Consider the following 16,391-nt stretch of genomic DNA (forward strand, 5'->3'; position numbering starts at 1 on the left):
GGTGGCCTGCCGGAGACTGGCGCCCGCTGAAACTGACGCTCTGTCAGGTTACTGAATTGACGGAGCGTCAGGAACCCTGCGGTAACAAACGGCTCCCTCCGGCACCCTCAGGTCAGGTCCAGGCACCCACGGGCCAGGTCCACGGGAGCGGGAGGCCACGGGGTGGGCCATGGGGCCATGAGGGGGCTCAGCGTGCTGCTCTGGCCACCGCCTTGGCTATACGGCGCGCGTCCAGCGCCAGCTCGCGGAGGTTGCCGCTGAGGGGGTTGGTGAAGCCGGTGAAGTAGAGCGCGGGGGCGGCCGGGTGGGTGCGGCGGCCGTGGACGCGGGGCAGGCCGCGGGAGTCGAGCACGCCCAGGTGGCCGACCAGGTCCTCCAGCCCGCGCCGGTATCCGGTGGCCGCGACGACGACTTCGGGGCTGATCGTCTCCCCGTCCGCCAGCAGCACCTTGCCGTCCTCGAACGACTCGACGGCGGCCACCGGCTCCACCTTCCCCTGCCGCACCGCGTCCACCAGGCCGGCGTCCAGCACCGGGATGGACCCCTGGCGCGCCCGCGTGTAGAGGCCGGCCTCGGCGCGTGGCAGCCCGTAGGGCGCCAGGTCGGGCATGGACAGCTTGGTGAGCTGCGCCGCCATCCGGTCCACCAGCCGCACCGGCAGCCTCCGGCACAGGATGGCGCTGCGCTGCGAGGGCCAGCCGAGCATGGAGCGGCGCAGGATGTGCGGGGGTGTCCGTACGGCGATCCGGACCCGCCCGGCGCCGCCCTCGGCCAGGTCGGCGGCGATCTCGGCCCCGGTGTTGCCCACGCCCACCACCAGCACGTCGCGGCCCGCGTAGGGCGCCGGCGAGCGGTAGCGGGAGGCGTGCAGCAGTTCGCCGGTGAAGCTGTCGCGGCCGGGCCAGGAGGGCAGGTGCGGGGTGTGGTTGTAGCCGGTGGCGACGACGACAGCGGGCGCGGTCAGCCGCCGCCCTCCGTTGGCGTGCAGCACCCACTGCGCGCCCTCGGGAGCCCCCGCGCCCTCGGGAGCCCCCGCGCCGTCAGGAAACTCGGCGCTGTCAGGAACCTCCGCGCTGTCGGACCGCTCCAGCCGGTGCACCTCGACGCCCGTCGCCACCTCGATCCGGTGGTGTGCGGCGTACCGCTCCAGGTAGCGCACGACGTCGTCGCGGGCGACCCAGCGCCCGTACGCACGGGGGATGGGCAGCCCGGGGAGGGCGGAATGGGTCCGGGCGGTGTGCAGGCGCAGCCGGTCGTAGTGGTTGCGCCAGGACGAGCCGACGGCGTCGGTCCGCTCCAGTACGACCGCGCCGATGCCGCGCTCCCGCAGGGCCGCGGCTGTGGCCAGGCCCCCGGGCCCGGCCCCGAGAATGTGGACGGGTGTGCCACTTTCGGACATGGGCATGACGACAATCCTAGAGCGGGGGACCTTCCCTTGCGGGAGTACGCGGGAACGGCCTACAACTGACTAGCCGTCAGTTTTTCGCTTCGACGGCTGTCCAGAGGAGGGCCCCGTGAGCGGAACAGCCGCACAGGCGGCACCAACCGCAGAGGCCGCACCCACCGCGCCGCCGGCACAGCAGCGGTTCGATCTGCCGGACATCGACGCGTTCACCGCGCCGTACTGGCAGGCGGCAGCCGAGGGGCGGCTGCTGCTGCGCCGCTGCCGGGCGCTGGGCTGCGGCCTCGCGCACCACTACCCGCGCGAGTTCTGTCCCCACTGCTGGAGCGAGGACGTCGACTGGGAGGACGCCAGTGGGGACGCCACGCTCTACACCTGGTCCGTCGTGCACCGCAACGACCTGCCGCCGTTCGGTACACGGGTGCCGTACGTGGCTGCCGTGGTGGAGCTCGCGGAGGGCCCGCGCATGATGACGGAGATCACGGACTGCCCGCCGGAAGCGCTGCAGGTGGGGATGGAGCTCCGCGTCGCATTCCGGACGGTGGGCGGTGCCACGGTGGGCTCCGAGGAGAGCGGGAGCGCACCGGAGCCTGCCGCACCGGAGCTTGCCGTACCCGTCTTCCGGCCTGCCCGGAAATAGTCGCTGGCAGCCTCGGGGCCGGGTGCCGCATGCTGGGCGGGTGCAGATCCGTGAAGCCACCGCAGCCGACTGGCCGGCCATCTGGCCCTTCTTCCAGCGCATCGTCGCCGCAGGGGAGACCTACACCTACCCCCGCGACATGGACGAGCCCGCCGCTCGCCGGACCTGGATGCTGGAGCCGCCCGGCCGCACCGTCGTCGCCGTGGACGAGTACGGCACCGTACTCGGCTCCGCCAAGATGAACCCCAACCACATGGGCGGCGCCTCGCACATCGCCGGCGCCAGCTTCATGGTCGACTCGGACGCCGGCGGCAAGGGGGTCGGCCGGGCGCTGGGCGAGCACGCACTGGAGTGGGCCAGGAGCGAGGGCTACCGGGCGATGCAGTTCAACGCAGTGGTGGAGACCAACACCCGTGCGGTGGCGCTGTGGAAGTCGCTCGGCTTCGAGATCGTCGCCACCCTGGAGGAGGGCTTTCTGCACCCGGAGCACGGGTACGTGGGGCTGCACATCATGTACCAGCGTTTCTGACGTCCTACGGGGGAGCGTTTTCCGCTTCCTATGGGGAGAGCGTTTTTTGACGTCCTACACGGCACGTTTCCGACGTCCTACGGGTGCTGGGGCGGCGCCCTCAACCCCGCCCCAGCACCACCGTTCCCGACGAGCAGAACCAGCCGCCTGTCCCGGAGGCGACGGCCAGTTCGGGCAGTGTGCCGTCGCGCCGGCGGACCTGGCGGCCCTCGCCCGCCTCGCCGCGTAGTTGCCGTACCGCCTCGACGAGGAGGAACAGGCCGCGCATGCCCGGATGGCAGGCGGACAGGCCGCCGCCGTCGGTGTTGACTGGAAGGGCGCCGTCCCGCAGCAGCCGCCCGTCCTCGACAAAGGCGCCGCCCTCGCCCTTGGCGCAGAAGCCGAGGTCTTCCAGCGTGACGAGCGTCATATAGGTGAACGCGTCGTAGATCTGCGCCAGGTCGATGTCCTGCGGGGTGACTCCGGCGCGGGCGAACGCCGTGGGGCCGGAGACGGCGGCGGGGGAGACGGTGAAGTCCTCCCACTCGGACATCGTCGTATGGGAGACCGCCGTGCCCGAGCCGAGGATCCACACCGGATCCGTGGCCAGGTCAGTCACAAGTTCCTCGGCGACGAGCAGTACGGCGCAGCCGCCGTCCGAGCGGATGCAGCAGTGCAGCTTGGTGAACGGGTCGGCGATCACCGGCCCGGACAGTACGTCGTCCACGGTGATCGGCTCGCGGTACAGCGCCTGGGGGTTCGCGGCGGCGTTGGCACGGGCCTGCACGGCGACCTGGGCGAGCTGTTCGAGGGTGGTGCCGTACTGGTGCATATGACGGCGGGCCGCCATCGCGTACTTGGCGATGAGCGTGTGCCCATAGGGGACCTCGAACTGGAGCGGCCCCCGGGTGCCGAAGGAGAGGTTGGCGGTACGGCGGCCGGCCTTGAGGTCGGCGCGGGCTGTCGAGCCGTAGACGAGCAGTACGGCCTCCGCCCGGCCCTGCGCGATGGCGTCGGCCGCGTGCGCCGCCATCACCTCCCAGGTCGCCCCGCCGACGGAGGTCGAGTCCACCCAGCTGGGCCGCAGCCCCAGATACTCGGCGATCTCCACCGGTGCCAGGGTGCCAAGACCGGCCGAGGCCAGCCCGTCCACGCGGGACCGGTCGAGCCCCGCGTCGGCCAGTGCGCGGCGGGCGGCCTGCGCGTGCAGGGCGTATGGCGTCGCGGCGTGAGCCCGGGCGGGGTCGGCCTTTCCGGCGTCGCCCTTCCCGCCGTCTGCCTTCCCGGTGTCGGCCCTTCCAGCGTCTGACTTGCCGGTGTCTGCCTTTCCGGCGTCGGAGAGCGCGACCCCGGCGACCGCGACGCGGCGGCCGGTGCGATGCGTGCTGCGTGCTGCGGTGCGATGCCTGCTACTGGTGTCGGCGACCGGCATGGAACTGACGGTACATCAGCTCCGGCCCGTCGCGGCAGGGTGCGCGGCTCTGGGCTTTCCATCCGGGCGTCCGTAATATGACGGCCCGTCAGTTTGCCTGGACCGTGAGGGGGCGCGCCGCCGATGGACACCGCGTTCACCGAGGAGCAGGAACAGATGCGGCGCACCGTGCGGGAACTGCTCGCGCGCCGCTGCGCCCCGGACGAGGTGAAGGCCGCCGTGCTGCGGCCCGAGGGGTACGACACCGAGCTGTGGCGCACTCTCGCCGGGCAGCTCGGGCTGGCAGGCCTGGCGCTGCCCGAGGCGTATGGCGGAGTCGGCTGCGGCACTCTCGAACTCGCCCTCGCCTTCGAGGAGGCGGGACGCGTGCTGCTGCCCTCGCCGCTGCTGTCCACGGCCGTGCTCGCCGCCCCGCTCCTCGCCGCGCTCGGCACCGCCGGCCAGCGCGACCGGCTGCTGCCCCGGCTCGCCTCCGGCGCGCTGACCGGGGCCCTCGTCGTGCCGGGCGGCGCCCTCTCCCCCGCGCTCGGACTGACCGGTTCCGGTCACGACTGGGCGGGCGGCGGGCGCGCGGGCGGCGTACAGGCGGCGTACCGCACCGGGCACGCGGGGGAGGGCTGGCGACTGTACGGGGAGGCGGACCAGGTGCTCGGCGGCCACAGCGCAGGGCTGCTGCTGGTCGCCGCGCACACGGGCGGCTACGCTCGCAGCCGGACGGCGCTCTTCCTCCTCGACTGCGCCGAGGGGGACCCCGACGGCCTCGTACGCACCCGGCGGACCGCGCTGGACGAGACGCGCGCCGTGGCCCGGGTGCAACTGCGGGACGTCCCCGCCACGCCGCTCGGCGACAGCACCGGGGACATGTGCGGCGCGCTGATGGCGGCCGGGCCGCGGGTGGCCGCCGTGCTGGCCGCCGAGGCGGTGGGAGCGGCGGACGGCGCGCTGACCCGTACCGTCGAGTACGTCAGGACGCGTGAGCAGTTCGGGCGCCCCATCGGCTCGTTCCAGGCGGTACGGCACCGGCTGGCCGACGTCTACGTACAGCTCCAGGCGGCCCGCTCGGCGGCGTACTACGCGGCGTGGGCGGCCGACCGGCCTGGCGCCGACCGGACCGACGGTGAAGCGGCTACGGCGGGCGGGCTGGCGCTCGCCCAAGGGCTGGAGGCGCTGCGGACGGCCGCGGCCGAGGCGGTGCAGCTGCACGGCGGGGTGGGTTTCACCTGGGAGCACGCCGCGCACCTGTACTTCAAGCGGGCCGCGGGCGACGAGCTGCTGCTCGGGCCCGTGCACCGGCTGCGGGCGCGCGCCGCGGAGCGCGCGGCGCTGTTCGAGCTTCGCGAGGGAGAAGGAGGCGCTGTCCGATGGCCGGGAACCGCGGCGTGAAGCTGGTCCAGAAGACCTCGTCGACCAGGGCGTTCGCGCGTATCGCCCCGCATGTGATCCCAGTGCTCGACCGGGCCGTGCACCGGCTGTCGGGCGGGCGGACGATGCTGAGCACCCAGCTGCTGCCCGGAGTCGTACTGACGTCGACGGGCGCGAAGAGCGGACAGCCGCGGCGTACGCCGCTGGCGTGCATGCCCGAGGAGGGGCGGGACAGTTGGCTTCTGGTCGGCAGCAACTTCGGCAGGCCGGGTCACCCCGCGTGGACCGTGAATCTGCGCAGGCACCCTGAGGCGTGGATCAGTTACCGAGGGCGGGACATTCCCGTACGGGCACGGCAGTTGGACGGGGACGAGCGGGAGGAGGCGTGGCGGGATCTGCTGCGGTTCTGGCCGCCGTACGCCGTCTATCAGGCGCGGATCGAACGGCGGATCCGTATCTTCCGCCTCGAACACCGGGAGGCGGGGAAGGGGCTGAGGAAGGCTGAAGAGGGCTGACGCCGGCTACTTGGCGGGCTTCTTGCCCGTCACACCGAGGTGGACCAGGAGGGCGAGGCTGGGCTTCAGCTCCGACTGCTTGACGCCCCAGCTCTGGAAGCCCTTCTGGTGGCCCGCCACGGAGGCCAGCATGGCGACCAGGGAGCCCGCGACTGCCGCCGCGTTGGTGTCCTTGTCCACCTTGCCGCGTGACTGGAGGTCCTTGATCGCGTCGGCGAGTGAGTTGTTGACCGAGTTGAGGATCTTCATGCGGATCTTGTAGAACCGCTTGTCGCCCTCCGCTGCGCCCAGATCGACCACGCGCAGGATCGCGTCGTTCTTGCGCCAGAAGGTCAGAAAGCCCTCGACCAGGTCCTCGGCCGTCTGTCTGCCCGCCTTGCCGACCCAGGAGCGGCCGGCCACCAGCTCGGTGAGGCCCGCACCCTCCTTGGCCATGGTTTCCGCGATCTCCAGGACGGCGCCCTCGACATCGGGGAAGTACTGGTAGAAGGTCGCCGGAGAGGTGCCCGCTCTCCGTGCCACGTCGATGACTTTGACGTCGCGGTAGGGCGACGAGCTGAGCATCTCGCTGAGGCAGTCGAGCAGCTTCTGCCGCGTTGCCTGACCGCGGCGTCCGGCCACCCGGCCGTCGACGGTTCGCACTTGTCCTGTCATGCCGTCAGCTTACCGAGGGGTGATCGGCTCGCGATTCGTCAGCGGGCAAACGGGGTGCGCTCGGATTGCTGACCGGGGAGGGGGCAATTGGGGTGATACGCGACCAAGGGTGCGTGCCGGATTCGCCGGGTCATCCTGGGCTTTGTCGGGCCACGGAGACACTTACGTGCCGCCCCCGGGTTCGCAACCGCCGCGTTCGCCAGGAAGAATCGGCGTCCGGACCGCGAGGTCCGGCACGGCAGTGAGAGGCTGCACGGGGCGGGAACGGGCAGATTTTACGGCCCCTACGGGGAGGTGGCAGGACAAGTGGTGGAGCAGCTTACACAGCACGATCCGCGGCGGATCGGCCCGTTCGAGGTGCTGGGCCGTCTCGGTTCCGGCGGTATGGGGCTGGTCTACCTCGCACGCTCGGCGTCCGGCCGCCGGGTCGCGATCAAGACGGTGCGGACCGAGCTGGCCGAGGATCAGCTCTTCCGGGTGCGCTTCACCCGAGAGGTCGAGGCGGCCCGCGCCGTCAGCGGCTTCTACACCGCTGCCGTCGTGGACGCCGACCCGCGCGCGGCCGTGCCGTGGCTGGCCACCGCCTATGTGCCCGCGCCCTCCCTGGAGGAAATAGTCACCGAGTGCGGCCCGCTGCCCGTACAGGCCGTGCGCTGGCTGGCGGCGGGGGTTGCCGAGGCGCTGCAGTCCATCCACGGCGCCGGCCTGGTGCACCGTGACCTCAAGCCGTCCAATGTGCTCGTCCTGGAGGACGGCCCGCGCGTCATCGACTTCGGTATCGCGTCGGGCGTCTCCAACACCCGGCTGACCATGACCAATGTCGCCGTCGGTACGCCCGCCTACATGTCGCCCGAGCAGGCGAGGGACTCGCGCAGCGTCACGGGCGCGAGCGATGTCTTCTCGCTCGCCTCGACGCTCGTCTTCGCAGCCACCGGGCATGCGCCGTTCCACGGGGCCAATCCGGTGGAGACGGTCTTCATGCTGCTGCGCGAGGGCCCCGATCTGGAGGGGCTGCCGGACGAGCTGCGCCCGCTGATCGAGTCCTGTATGCGGATGACCGCCGAAGAGCGGCCCACGCCCGCCGACCTGCAGGCGCAACTGGCCCCGCATCTGTTCGGGGCCGGCAGCGACGACAGCGGCACCGTGTCCGCGTGGCTGCCGTCCACGGCCGTCACGCTGATCGAGCGCCGCAGGGGCGGCCGGTCGGTGCGGCGGCAGAATGCGGCGGCGGCGGGGGCCGCCGGAGCCGTCGGCGCGGCGGCGGCCGGAGGTGCGGGCGCCGGCGGAGCCGCGGGCGCTGCGGGAGGCGACGGCGCGCAGGGCGGTGGTGCGCCGGGTGGCGGCGCGCCGGGTGGCGGTGCCGGAGCCGGCGGCAACGGTGCGGGCGGCTCCGGCAATGCGGGCGGCTCGGCCGAGGCGGTCGGTGCGGGCGCCGGCGCCGGCCCTGGTGCCGGCGCGGGGCTGGATGCGGCTGCCGATGGCGGAGCCGGAGCCGGTGCCGGAGGCGGTGGTGCCGGGGGCTCGGCGCTGGGGTCCGTGGGGCCGGGTGGGCCACCGGCCGCCGGGCGCGCGGCTGCGTCCGGGCCCGGTGCGGGCGGGCCGGTTGCGTCCGGGCCCGGCTCGGGCGGGCCGGGTGCCGCCGTGGCCGAGTGGGACCAGGGCATCCCGCCGGGGCCGCGTGCTGTCGGCGGCTCCCTGGGGGCCTCCGGCGCACCGGGCGGCTCAGCGAATGCCGAGGCGGGCCCGGATTCCGGTTCCGCTTCGGGTCCGGGGCCCGTCGTGTCACGCCCCGCTTCCCAGTCCGGCGACGACGGCAACCCCGGCACCGGCAGCCCCGAGGCCGCGGGGTCGGTCCAGCTGCCCGGCGCTCAGCTGCCGATCGGCCCGGGCCCGCGGCGCTCGGACGAGACCGGCCGGGACGCCGAGGCCGCCGGGACCTCGGGCTGGGTGCGCCCGCCCGGCGGCGGCCAGGAAGGCACCCCGCAGTCCTCCGCCGCGCAGCCGTACGCACAGCTGCCGCCGCAGCCCGCTTCCGCACCGCCCGGGGCATCGGCCCCCGCCCCGGGGATGGCGTCCTCCGCTGCCCCCGCCGCTGCCCCCGCCGCGGTCCCCGCAGCGCCGTCCGACCATCCGCTGGCCCGCCCGTACGGCGCTCCGGGCCCGCGGCACGCCGGGGGCTCCGACCATGGCCCCGGGCAGCCGTCGGCCTCCGCTTCGCCCGCCGCGCCGCCGCAGCAGCCCCCCGTCGGGGTGCCCTCACAGCCGTCCCCGCACTCTGTGCAGTCCCCGCCGTCCGGCGGCCCGCAGCGCTGGCGGCCGTGGCGGTTCCGGATGTCGAACGACGTGTGGGGCTCGCCCGTGGTCGCCGACGATCTGGTGTACGTGACCTCGTTCGAGGTGCACGCGCTGGATGTGGCCAGTGGGCGCAGGCAGTTCAAGACGCGCGAGGTCGCCTGGTCGATGGCGGTCTCCGGCGGCCGGGTGCACGCCTCGGACGGGCCCAGCCTCTACGCGCTCGACGCCACCGACGGTTCCGAGCGCTGGCGGCTGGCCACCGACGGCTGGGTCTACTCGCTCCAGGTCGACCGCGGCACCGTGGTCACCGGCACCCGTGGCGGCGGCGTACAGGCGTGGGAGGCGGCCAGCGGCGAGAAGCTGTGGGAACTGACCGGCGCGCAGACCGACTTCGAGACCCCCGAGGCGGGCCCCGTCATCGCCGACGGCGCCGTCTACACCTGGGCGGACGGGCGGCTGTACGTACTGGAGGCGCGGACCGGCGACGAACGCTGGACGTACCCGGTCGGCGACGTCTCCGCCACCGGCGGCGTTCCGGTACGGGTGACCGCAGCCGAGGACGGTGCGGTGTATGTGAGCGCCGGCTCCCGGGTGTTCGCGCTGGACGCCGCGACGGGGCACGAGCGGTGGCGGTTCGACGCGCCCGCCGCCTTCCTGTGCCCGCCCGCCTTCGTGCCGGGTCCCGGGGTGACCGGCGGGGGCGTCTACCTCGCCGACTATCTGGGCACCGTGTACGCGCTCGACTCCGGCAACGGCCACGACCGCTGGCGGATCGCCACCGAGGCCCGGCACTCGACGGAGCCTGTCGTCACCGCGGACGGACTGGTGCACCTCGGCAGCGGCAGCGCCCTGTACACGCTCGACGCGGTCAGCGGAACGCCCCGGTGGCGCTTTGCGACGGGCGCCGATGTGGTGGGCGCTCCAGTGGTCGCGGAAGGCCGGGTCCACTTCGGCTCGGCCGACCACTGCCTGTACACCGTGGACGCGGTGGGCGGCCAACTGCGCTGGAAACTGGCCACCGGTGGGGAGATCACCGGTTCGCCGGTGGCCGTCGGCGGCGTGGTCTACGCGTGCAGCAAGGACCGTTGCGTGTACGCGCTCGACGCGACGAAGGGCACCGGTCAGGCCCGGCACTCCGGCTGACGCCGGGCCAGGGCCGGGGCCGAGCCCTGGCCGGGGCGATCCGGGGCCGGGCTGGTCCGGGCCGGGCTGGGCCGTCAGGCCGCGTTGCGTCCGCGGTGCGGCCCGGTGTCCTCCTCGTCGGGGTGCTGCTCGTCCGCTTCCGGGGGAGGCGTGGTGGGGAAGCGGCGCGTGTTGTCGGGCGGCGGTTCTTCCTCGGCTGCCGGGCGGGGGGCTTCCGGCCGCCGTTCGTACGGCTCGTCCAGCGGGGCTCCCTGGGTGCCGGGCTGGGACTCGTACGGCTCGCGCTCCTCGAGGTACTGCTGCTCCGGATACGGCTGTTCCGGGTACTGCTCCTCGGGGTACTGCTGCTCCGGGCCCTTGAACGGCCGGTCCGGGGGAGGGGACCCGGGCTCCGGTGGCGGCGGCCCCGGCGGGTACGGCTCCTGGGAGGGCGCCCCGCGCATCCCGGGCTGTCCGGGGTACGGCGGCTGCTCCTGGTAGGGCGGTTGCTCCGGGTAGGGCCGTTGCTGCTGATACGGCTGCTGCGGAGGCGGTGGCCCGGCGAACGGCTGCTCCAGGGTGTCCTCTTCCCTGCCCGGCTCCCCCCGGACGCGCGCTGCCCTGCGCCCCGCGGCGTGCCGTCGCCGGGACAGCGTGCGGGGGCCTGCCATCAGGGCGCCGGCGAGCAGTATCAGCAGTGCCCCGCCGAGGGCCAGCCAGGCTCCGGAGGCCAGCCCTCCGGTGTTGCCGGCGGAGATGCTGCCCGCGGCCTGCCCCTGCCGGACCATCCACAGAATGGTGAACCCAAGGGCCAGCACGCCGGCGAACAGCACGGTCAGCCGGGATTGCAGCAGTACGCCGAGTACGGCCACCACTGCCGCGATCAGCATCAGCACGAACAGCCCGGTGAACAGGGCCGCGTCGGCACCGGTGATGCCGCCGCCCTGGAAGAGCTCGTCGAGGCGGAAATCCTGCCCGGAGCGGCCGCCGTACCACGGTCGGAAGGGGCTGTATACGACGGCCGCCGCGCCGAGGAGGGCGAGCAGCGACCCGATCACGTTCCGGCCCATGGTCTCGCCTCGCTTTCCGGCGCCGCTCCGACGCCGCACGGGTGCGCGATCCGCAATCGACGCTACGCCGCCGGGAACCCCCTCGCCACTGCTGGCGTCTTGGGCTGGTGATAAAGGTTGTACTGCACGCGACAAGTATCGGCGGCGATCGATTCCGCTGCGTCGCGGAACACATACGTACTCATCGGGGGAGTCTGGATGCGTCACCTCAAGCTGCTCGCTGCCGTCACCATCGTGCTGGTGGCCCTGAGCGGGTTCAGTCCGGCCCGTTCCTCGGGCGGGCGCGGCGGCGGTGTCAGCAAGAGCCACAGCAGTGGTGGGCACGGCGGTGGTGGGTGCAGCAGCAAGAAGTCCAGCAGCCACAGTTCGAGTCACAGCAACTACGACAGCGACGACAGCTACACCTCCTCCTCGGGCAGCACCTCTGGTGGGTCGAGCCGCAGTCAGGCCAGGGGGAGCGGGACCATTGCCGAGTGCGCCGCGGCGAAGGGGAAGAAGTTGCAGGTCAAGGAGGTGCCCGGCGCCACGGTGCGGGTCCGCAACTCCGGTGGGCGCACCGGTACGTTCACCGTCACTGTCACCTATCGCGATGTGAACGGGGAGATCGTCGACACCGGCTCCGCCATTGCCACGGTTCGGGCCGGCCGCACCAGGACGATCGAGGTTCCTATGGAGCGCCCCGAATACGTTCGCAAGGTCAAGCAGTGCGAGGTCACCTCCGTTCAGTAGCCCGGCGTGGGGGGCTGCGCTTGCCCACCCTGCGCCCCTGGCGCAGACTGCCCAAGCTTGCGGGGCAACAAATCCGCAGCCCGCAGAAGGCAGCCAGGGGCAGCCCCTTCTCGGAAGAAGCCCTACCGCATGCGGGGCGGGCCATCGCCGCGACGTCCCGTAAAGCGCTCCGCCTGCTGCTCCGGCGACAGGTTGCCGAGGGCGATCAGCGGCGGGGCGAGCGCCCTCGCGTGGTTGCGGGCGGCCTCCCGTGCGGCCCAGATGGCCCGCACGGTGCCCTGCACAGCGCTCAGCGGGTAGGAGGCCAGCACCCGCGCACAGCTGAGCGCGGCGTCCAGCGTGCCGCCGACAGGGGTGAGCTCGGAGACGAGGCCCGTCTCGTAGGCGCGGCGGCCGGAGATCCGTTCGGCGGTACCCATCAGTGCCATCCGCGCGACCTCTCCGAACGGCATCCGCTGCGCCATGTCCATCGCCTCGTAGGCGCTGACCATGCCGTAGCTGGTGTGCGGGTCGAAGAAGGTTGACTCCTCGGTGGCGATCAGAAACTCCGCCTCGCTCAGCAGATAGAAGGCGCCGCCGCAGGCCATGCCCTCGACCGCGGCGATGACAGGAATCCACAGGTCGTTGCTCTTGGGGCCGATCGACAACAGCGGGTCCTCGACGGCGAAGGGGGCGTGCGGCTGCGGGACGGCGCCGTCGTGGGCGACCGCGTCCCGGTCGATGCCCGTGCAGAACGCCCGGCCGCCCGCCCCGGTGACCACTGCCGCGCGAACCGACCGGTCGGTACGCAGCCCGCGCCAGATGCCGGCCAGCGCCTGTGCGTCGGAAAGGCCGAGCGCGTTGTGCTTCTCCGGCCGGTCCAGCGTCACTGTCGCGACGCCGTCCTGCCGCTCGAGGCGGATGGTCACGGCCGCTCCAGCGTCCATCGGGGCACGGCCGTGCGCCGTTCGCCGTCGCCGAGTTGCCGGAAGACGGCCCGTACGGGTGCTCCGATGCGCAGTTTGCCGTCGGCCAACGGGCCCAGTGGTGCGTCCGGTGCGGTGACCAGGTTGCCGACCAGCCGGATCGACGGGTCGTCGGCCAGCTCCACCACCAGGACGTTGTAGGGGGCTGCTTCGGCGTAGCCGGGCAGCAGCGGCGGGTGGGCGATGACGTAGCTCCAGATGCGTCCGCGTCCGCTCATCCGCTGCCACTGGCTCTCGAACGACTGGCAGCGCGGACAGCAGGGGCGCGGCGGGAAGCGCCGGGTGCCGCAGCCGGAGCACGTCTGTACGCGCAGTTCGCCCTCGGCCGCGTACGACCAGAAGGGCGCTCCGTCGTCGTCGGGTACGGGCAGCAGCAGTCCGGTTTCCGGCGGGCCGGCCGGCTCATCGGTCATGGCTGGTCAACTCCTCAGCAGCAGAGCGGAGGTGGGGACGCCCTCGCCTGCCGTCACCAGGCAGGTGGCGGCGTCGGGCACCTGGGCGGTCGAGGTGCCGCGCAGCTGGCGGACGCCCTCGGTGATCAGGTTGAAGCCGTGCACGTACGCCTCGCTGAGCCCGCCACCGGAGGTGTTGAGCGGCAGCCGTCCGCCGAGCTCCAGTGCGCCGCCCTCGGTGAAGGCCGCGCCCTCGCCGCGTCCGCAGAAGCCGTATCCCTCCAGGGAGAGCGGGATGAGTGCGGTGAAGGCGTCGTAGATCTGGGCGACATCCACATCCTGTGGACACAGATCGGCGTGCTTCCAGAGCTGCTGCGCCGCTGTCCAGGCGGGTCCGCGCAGGGGGTCCTCGGCCCAGTAGTTGACCATTCCGTGGTGCTGTGCGGGCAGACCTTGTGCGGCGGAGTGCACATAGACGGGCTTGCTGCGGCAGTCGCGTGCCCGGTCGGCGGAGACCAGCACGCACGCCAGTGCGCCGTCGGTCTCCAGGCAGTTGTCGAACAGGCACAGCGGTTCGCTGATCCAACGGGAGGTCATGTACATCTCGCGGGTCAGCGGCCGCTCGTACATCATCGCGGCGGGGTTCTGGTTGGCGCGGTTACGGCACGCCAGTGCGACGTTGAACAGGTGGTCGCGGGTGGCACCGTACTCGTGCATATAGCGGCGTGTCAGCATGCCGATCTCGTCGGCCGGGCGCAGCAGTCCGAAGGGGCGGGTCCACTGCGCGGGGGTGGGCAGCTGCACGGTGGTGTTGCGCCACGGACGGGCGCCGGAGCCGCGCTTGCGCGAGCGCCAGGCGACGCCGACGGTGGCCTGTCCGGTGGCGATGGCGGCGGCCAGGTGCGCGACAGTCGCACAGGAACCGCCGCCGCCGTAGCCGACCTTGGAGAAGAACGTCACATCGCCGGCGCCGATCGACTTGGCCACCTCGACCTCGTCGGTCTCCTCCATCGTGTACGAGGCGAAGCCGTCCACCTCGGCGGGTGCTATTCCCGCGTCGTCCAGCGCCCGCAGGATCGCGCGGCAGGCGAGCGCCTTCTCGGATTCGGGGAGCCGTTTGGCGAACGGCGTCTGGCCTATGCCGACGATCGCCGTGGCGTCCTTCATGGCGTCCTCCCGGATGTGCTGAGGGCTTGGCTCCGGTGCTGACAGTGCGGGAGGCTACCGCTAACCTGACGGAGTGTCAGGTCCTGTGTAGTCGGGTAAGTGAGCCGGACAGCGCCGCCTGCCGGCCCGGCCGAGGGAGGCGCACGGTGAGCGGTACGGACTTCTCGCCCGGGAACGGGGCCGCATACGGGACCGCGTATGGGGCCGCCTACGGGGCTGCGTACGGAGCCGCGTACGGAGCCGCCTCGCGGCACCTCCCGCTGACCGTCCCCGAGCTGGTGCGCACCGCCGTCGAGCGGTACGGGCCGGGCGAGGCCGTCGTCGAGGGGCGCACGCGGATCACGTATTCGGAGCTGGGTGAGCGGATCGAGCGGGCCGCCGCCGGCTGTCTGGCCCGCAGTCTTGAGCCGGGCGACCGGGTGGCCGTCTGGGCGCCCAACACACTGGAGTGGATCGTCGCCGCGCTTGGTGCCGTCACGGCGGGCGGCATCCTCGTGCCGCTCAACACCCGCTTCAAGGGCGCCGAGGCCGCCTATGTGCTGGAGCGGACCCGCGCCCGGCTGCTGTTCGTCACCGGCACCTTCCTGGGCACCTCATACGTCGCCTCGCTGCGCCGCGCCACCGCAGAGGGGCCGGGCACCGGCCCGCTGCCCGGGCTGCCCCAGCTGCGCGATGTCGTGGTGCTGGCCCGGGACGCGCCGGAGGACTTCCGCACCTGGCCGGCGTTTCTGGACGGCGGCGCCGCGGTTGCCCGCGAGGCGGTGCGGGAGCGCGCCGCGCGGATCGCCCCCTCCTCGCCGTCCGACATCACCTTCACCTCGGGCACCACCGGGCACCCCAAGGGCGTGGTCATCACCCACGAGCAGACGCTGCGGGTCTACGACTGCTGGAGCGAGCTGGCCGGACTGACCGAGGGCGACCGCTACTTGATCGTCAACCCGTTCTTCCACACCTTCGGCTACAAGGCGGGCATCATCGCCTGTCTGCTGCGCGGCGCGACGATGATCCCGCAGCCCGTCTTCAACGTGGAGACGGCGCTGGCCCATATCGCCACCGAGCGGGTCAGTGTGCTGCCGGGCCCGCCCACCCTGCACCAGTCGCTGCTCGACCACCCGTCCCGGCACAAGCACGACCTGTCGGCCCTGCGCCTGGTGGTCACCGGCGCGGCCGTCGTCCCGCTGCGACTGGTCGAGCGGCTGCGTGCCGAGCTGAAGGTGGGCACCGTACTGACCGCCTACGGGCTGACCGAGGCGTCCGGCACCGTGACCATGTGCCGCCGCGGCGACCCTCCCGAGGTCGTCGCCGGAACCTCGGGGCGGGCCATACCCGGCACGGAGGTGAAGGTCGTGGCCTCCTCCGGTGCCGAGCAGCCACCCGGCACCCCCGGCGAGGTGCTGGTGCGCGGCTACCACGTGATGTCCGGCTACTTCGAGGAGCCGGAGGAGACCGCCGAGGTCCTCACCCCGGACGGCTGGCTGCGCACCGGCGACGTCGGCGTCCTGGACACCGAGGGCAATCTGCGGATCACCGACCGGATCAAGGACATGTTCATCGTCGGCGGTTTCAACGCCTATCCGGCCGAGATAGAGCAACATCTCGCCCGCCACCCCGACATCGCCGAAGCCGCCGTCATCGGCATCCCCGACCCCCGGCTGGGCGAGGTCGCCAAAGCCTTCGCCGTACGCCACCCCGGCGCGACGGTCACCGCCGACGACCTGATCGCCTGGTCCCGCCGGGAAATGGCCAACTACAAGGTCCCCCGCGAGGTCGAGTTCGTGACCGAACTGCCCCGCAATGCCAGTGGAAAGGTCGTCAGGACGCGGTTGCGTGCGCGGAGGTGAGGGCGGGCGCCGAGGCGGTGCCTGGCAGGAGCGTGGTGTTGCGTTCGAGGATGCTGATGGTCTGCACGCGGTCGTCCGTACCGACCGGCGAAGAGCCCGCTGTCAGTGCGGCGGTGGCCGACGCTCCCACAGTTGCCAGGGCGAGAGCGCAGGCGGCGAGAAGCTTCTTGGGGCGGGTCATTGGGAACTCCTCCGAGAGCGAAAACGTGTTCTACTCATTACTTTGACGCTACAAAGCCTCGGGAAACGAAGCCAGTACACATGCGCCGAGGGGGCCGTGGCCGACGACTCCCCCTC

Annotated in this window: 15 protein-coding genes; 7 read left to right on the plus strand and 8 right to left on the minus strand. The window is 72.6% G+C overall.

Annotation, left to right across the window (positions count from 1 at the left end):
- Nucleotides 1-187 precede the first annotated feature (187 nt).
- Nucleotides 188-1,399: a flavin-containing monooxygenase gene (locus tag ITI46_RS14935; protein ID WP_209240036.1), complete on the minus strand. Its 1,212-nt coding sequence runs from the start codon at nucleotides 1,397-1,399 to the stop codon at nucleotides 188-190.
- A 115-nt stretch (nucleotides 1,400-1,514) separates the two neighbouring features.
- Here ITI46_RS14935 and ITI46_RS14940 point away from each other — a divergent pair, with 115 nt between their 5' ends.
- Entirely contained in the window at nucleotides 1,515-2,042 is a 528-nt protein-coding gene (locus tag ITI46_RS14940) for a Zn-ribbon domain-containing OB-fold protein (protein ID WP_209240022.1), read from the plus strand.
- A 40-nt stretch (nucleotides 2,043-2,082) separates the two neighbouring features.
- A complete protein-coding gene (locus tag ITI46_RS14945; RefSeq protein ID WP_209240023.1) occupies nucleotides 2,083-2,571 on the plus strand; it encodes a GNAT family N-acetyltransferase in 489 nt (162 codons plus the stop codon).
- Between the two features lie 100 nt (nucleotides 2,572-2,671).
- On the opposite strand, the gene ITI46_RS14950 is transcribed toward ITI46_RS14945, so the two are convergent.
- Nucleotides 2,672-3,982: a thiolase C-terminal domain-containing protein gene (locus ITI46_RS14950; RefSeq protein ID WP_247746005.1), complete on the minus strand. Its 1,311-nt coding sequence runs from the start codon at nucleotides 3,980-3,982 to the stop codon at nucleotides 2,672-2,674.
- 123 nt (nucleotides 3,983-4,105) lie between these two features.
- On the opposite strand from ITI46_RS14950, the gene ITI46_RS14955 reads away from it, so the two are divergent.
- Together ITI46_RS14955 and ITI46_RS14960 are read left to right on the plus strand one after the other, a co-directional pair.
- Nucleotides 4,106-5,365 carry an acyl-CoA dehydrogenase family protein gene (locus tag ITI46_RS14955; RefSeq protein ID WP_209240024.1) on the plus strand — a complete coding sequence of 420 codons (1,260 nt, stop codon included), beginning with the start codon at nucleotides 4,106-4,108 and terminating at the stop codon, nucleotides 5,363-5,365.
- Nucleotides 5,344-5,859, plus strand: a complete 516-nt coding sequence (locus tag ITI46_RS14960) for a nitroreductase/quinone reductase family protein (protein WP_209240025.1) — start codon at nucleotides 5,344-5,346, stop codon at nucleotides 5,857-5,859. Before ITI46_RS14955 ends, ITI46_RS14960 begins: the two co-directional genes overlap by 22 nt.
- 6 nt (nucleotides 5,860-5,865) lie before the next feature.
- On the opposite strand, the gene ITI46_RS14965 is transcribed toward ITI46_RS14960, so the two are convergent.
- On the minus strand, nucleotides 5,866-6,513 hold the full coding sequence (locus ITI46_RS14965; RefSeq protein WP_209240026.1) for a TetR/AcrR family transcriptional regulator: 648 nt from the start codon (nucleotides 6,511-6,513) through the stop codon (nucleotides 5,866-5,868).
- Between the two features lie 306 nt (nucleotides 6,514-6,819).
- On the opposite strand from ITI46_RS14965, the gene ITI46_RS14970 reads away from it, so the two are divergent.
- Nucleotides 6,820-9,951 (plus strand): outer membrane protein assembly factor BamB family protein, encoded by a 3,132-nt coding sequence (locus ITI46_RS14970; RefSeq protein WP_209240027.1) that lies wholly within the window; start codon nucleotides 6,820-6,822, stop codon nucleotides 9,949-9,951.
- 74 nt (nucleotides 9,952-10,025) lie between these two features.
- Here ITI46_RS14970 and ITI46_RS14975 read toward each other — a convergent pair whose 3' ends face one another.
- Nucleotides 10,026-11,000, minus strand: a complete 975-nt coding sequence (locus ITI46_RS14975; RefSeq protein WP_209240028.1) for a hypothetical protein — start codon at nucleotides 10,998-11,000, stop codon at nucleotides 10,026-10,028.
- 198 nt (nucleotides 11,001-11,198) lie between these two features.
- On the opposite strand from ITI46_RS14975, the gene ITI46_RS14980 reads away from it, so the two are divergent.
- A complete protein-coding gene (locus ITI46_RS14980) occupies nucleotides 11,199-11,729 on the plus strand; it encodes a hypothetical protein (RefSeq protein ID WP_209240029.1) in 531 nt (176 codons plus the stop codon).
- A gap of 122 nt (nucleotides 11,730-11,851) precedes the next feature.
- Here the strand turns inward: ITI46_RS14980 and ITI46_RS14985 are convergent, their stop codons facing one another.
- The 3 genes from ITI46_RS14985 to ITI46_RS14995 are packed head-to-tail and all read right to left on the minus strand — an operon-like array spanning nucleotide 11,852 to nucleotide 14,253.
- A complete protein-coding gene (locus tag ITI46_RS14985) occupies nucleotides 11,852-12,637 on the minus strand; it encodes an enoyl-CoA hydratase/isomerase family protein (RefSeq protein WP_209240030.1) in 786 nt (261 codons plus the stop codon).
- Nucleotides 12,634-13,107 carry a Zn-ribbon domain-containing OB-fold protein gene (locus ITI46_RS14990; protein ID WP_209240031.1) on the minus strand — a complete coding sequence of 158 codons (474 nt, stop codon included), beginning with the start codon at nucleotides 13,105-13,107 and terminating at the stop codon, nucleotides 12,634-12,636. The genes ITI46_RS14985 and ITI46_RS14990 overlap by 4 nt, the downstream gene beginning before the upstream one ends.
- Nucleotides 13,108-13,113: 6 nt before the next feature.
- Nucleotides 13,114-14,253 carry a lipid-transfer protein gene (locus ITI46_RS14995; protein WP_209240032.1) on the minus strand — a complete coding sequence of 380 codons (1,140 nt, stop codon included), beginning with the start codon at nucleotides 14,251-14,253 and terminating at the stop codon, nucleotides 13,114-13,116.
- A gap of 260 nt (nucleotides 14,254-14,513) precedes the next feature.
- Here ITI46_RS14995 and ITI46_RS15000 point away from each other — a divergent pair, with 260 nt between their 5' ends.
- A complete protein-coding gene (locus ITI46_RS15000; protein WP_209240038.1) occupies nucleotides 14,514-16,094 on the plus strand; it encodes a FadD3 family acyl-CoA ligase in 1,581 nt (526 codons plus the stop codon).
- On the opposite strand, the gene ITI46_RS15005 is transcribed toward ITI46_RS15000, so the two are convergent.
- Nucleotides 16,066-16,275, minus strand: coding sequence for a hypothetical protein (locus ITI46_RS15005; RefSeq protein WP_209240033.1), 210 nt, complete (start codon nucleotides 16,273-16,275; stop codon nucleotides 16,066-16,068). The two genes, ITI46_RS15000 and ITI46_RS15005, sit on opposite strands and share 29 nt — an antisense overlap.
- Nucleotides 16,276-16,391: the final 116 nt, after the last annotated feature.

This window comes from Streptomyces oryzae (assembly GCF_017676365.1).
In the GTDB taxonomy this organism is placed as follows: Bacteria; Actinomycetota; Actinomycetes; order Streptomycetales; family Streptomycetaceae; genus Streptomyces; species Streptomyces oryzae.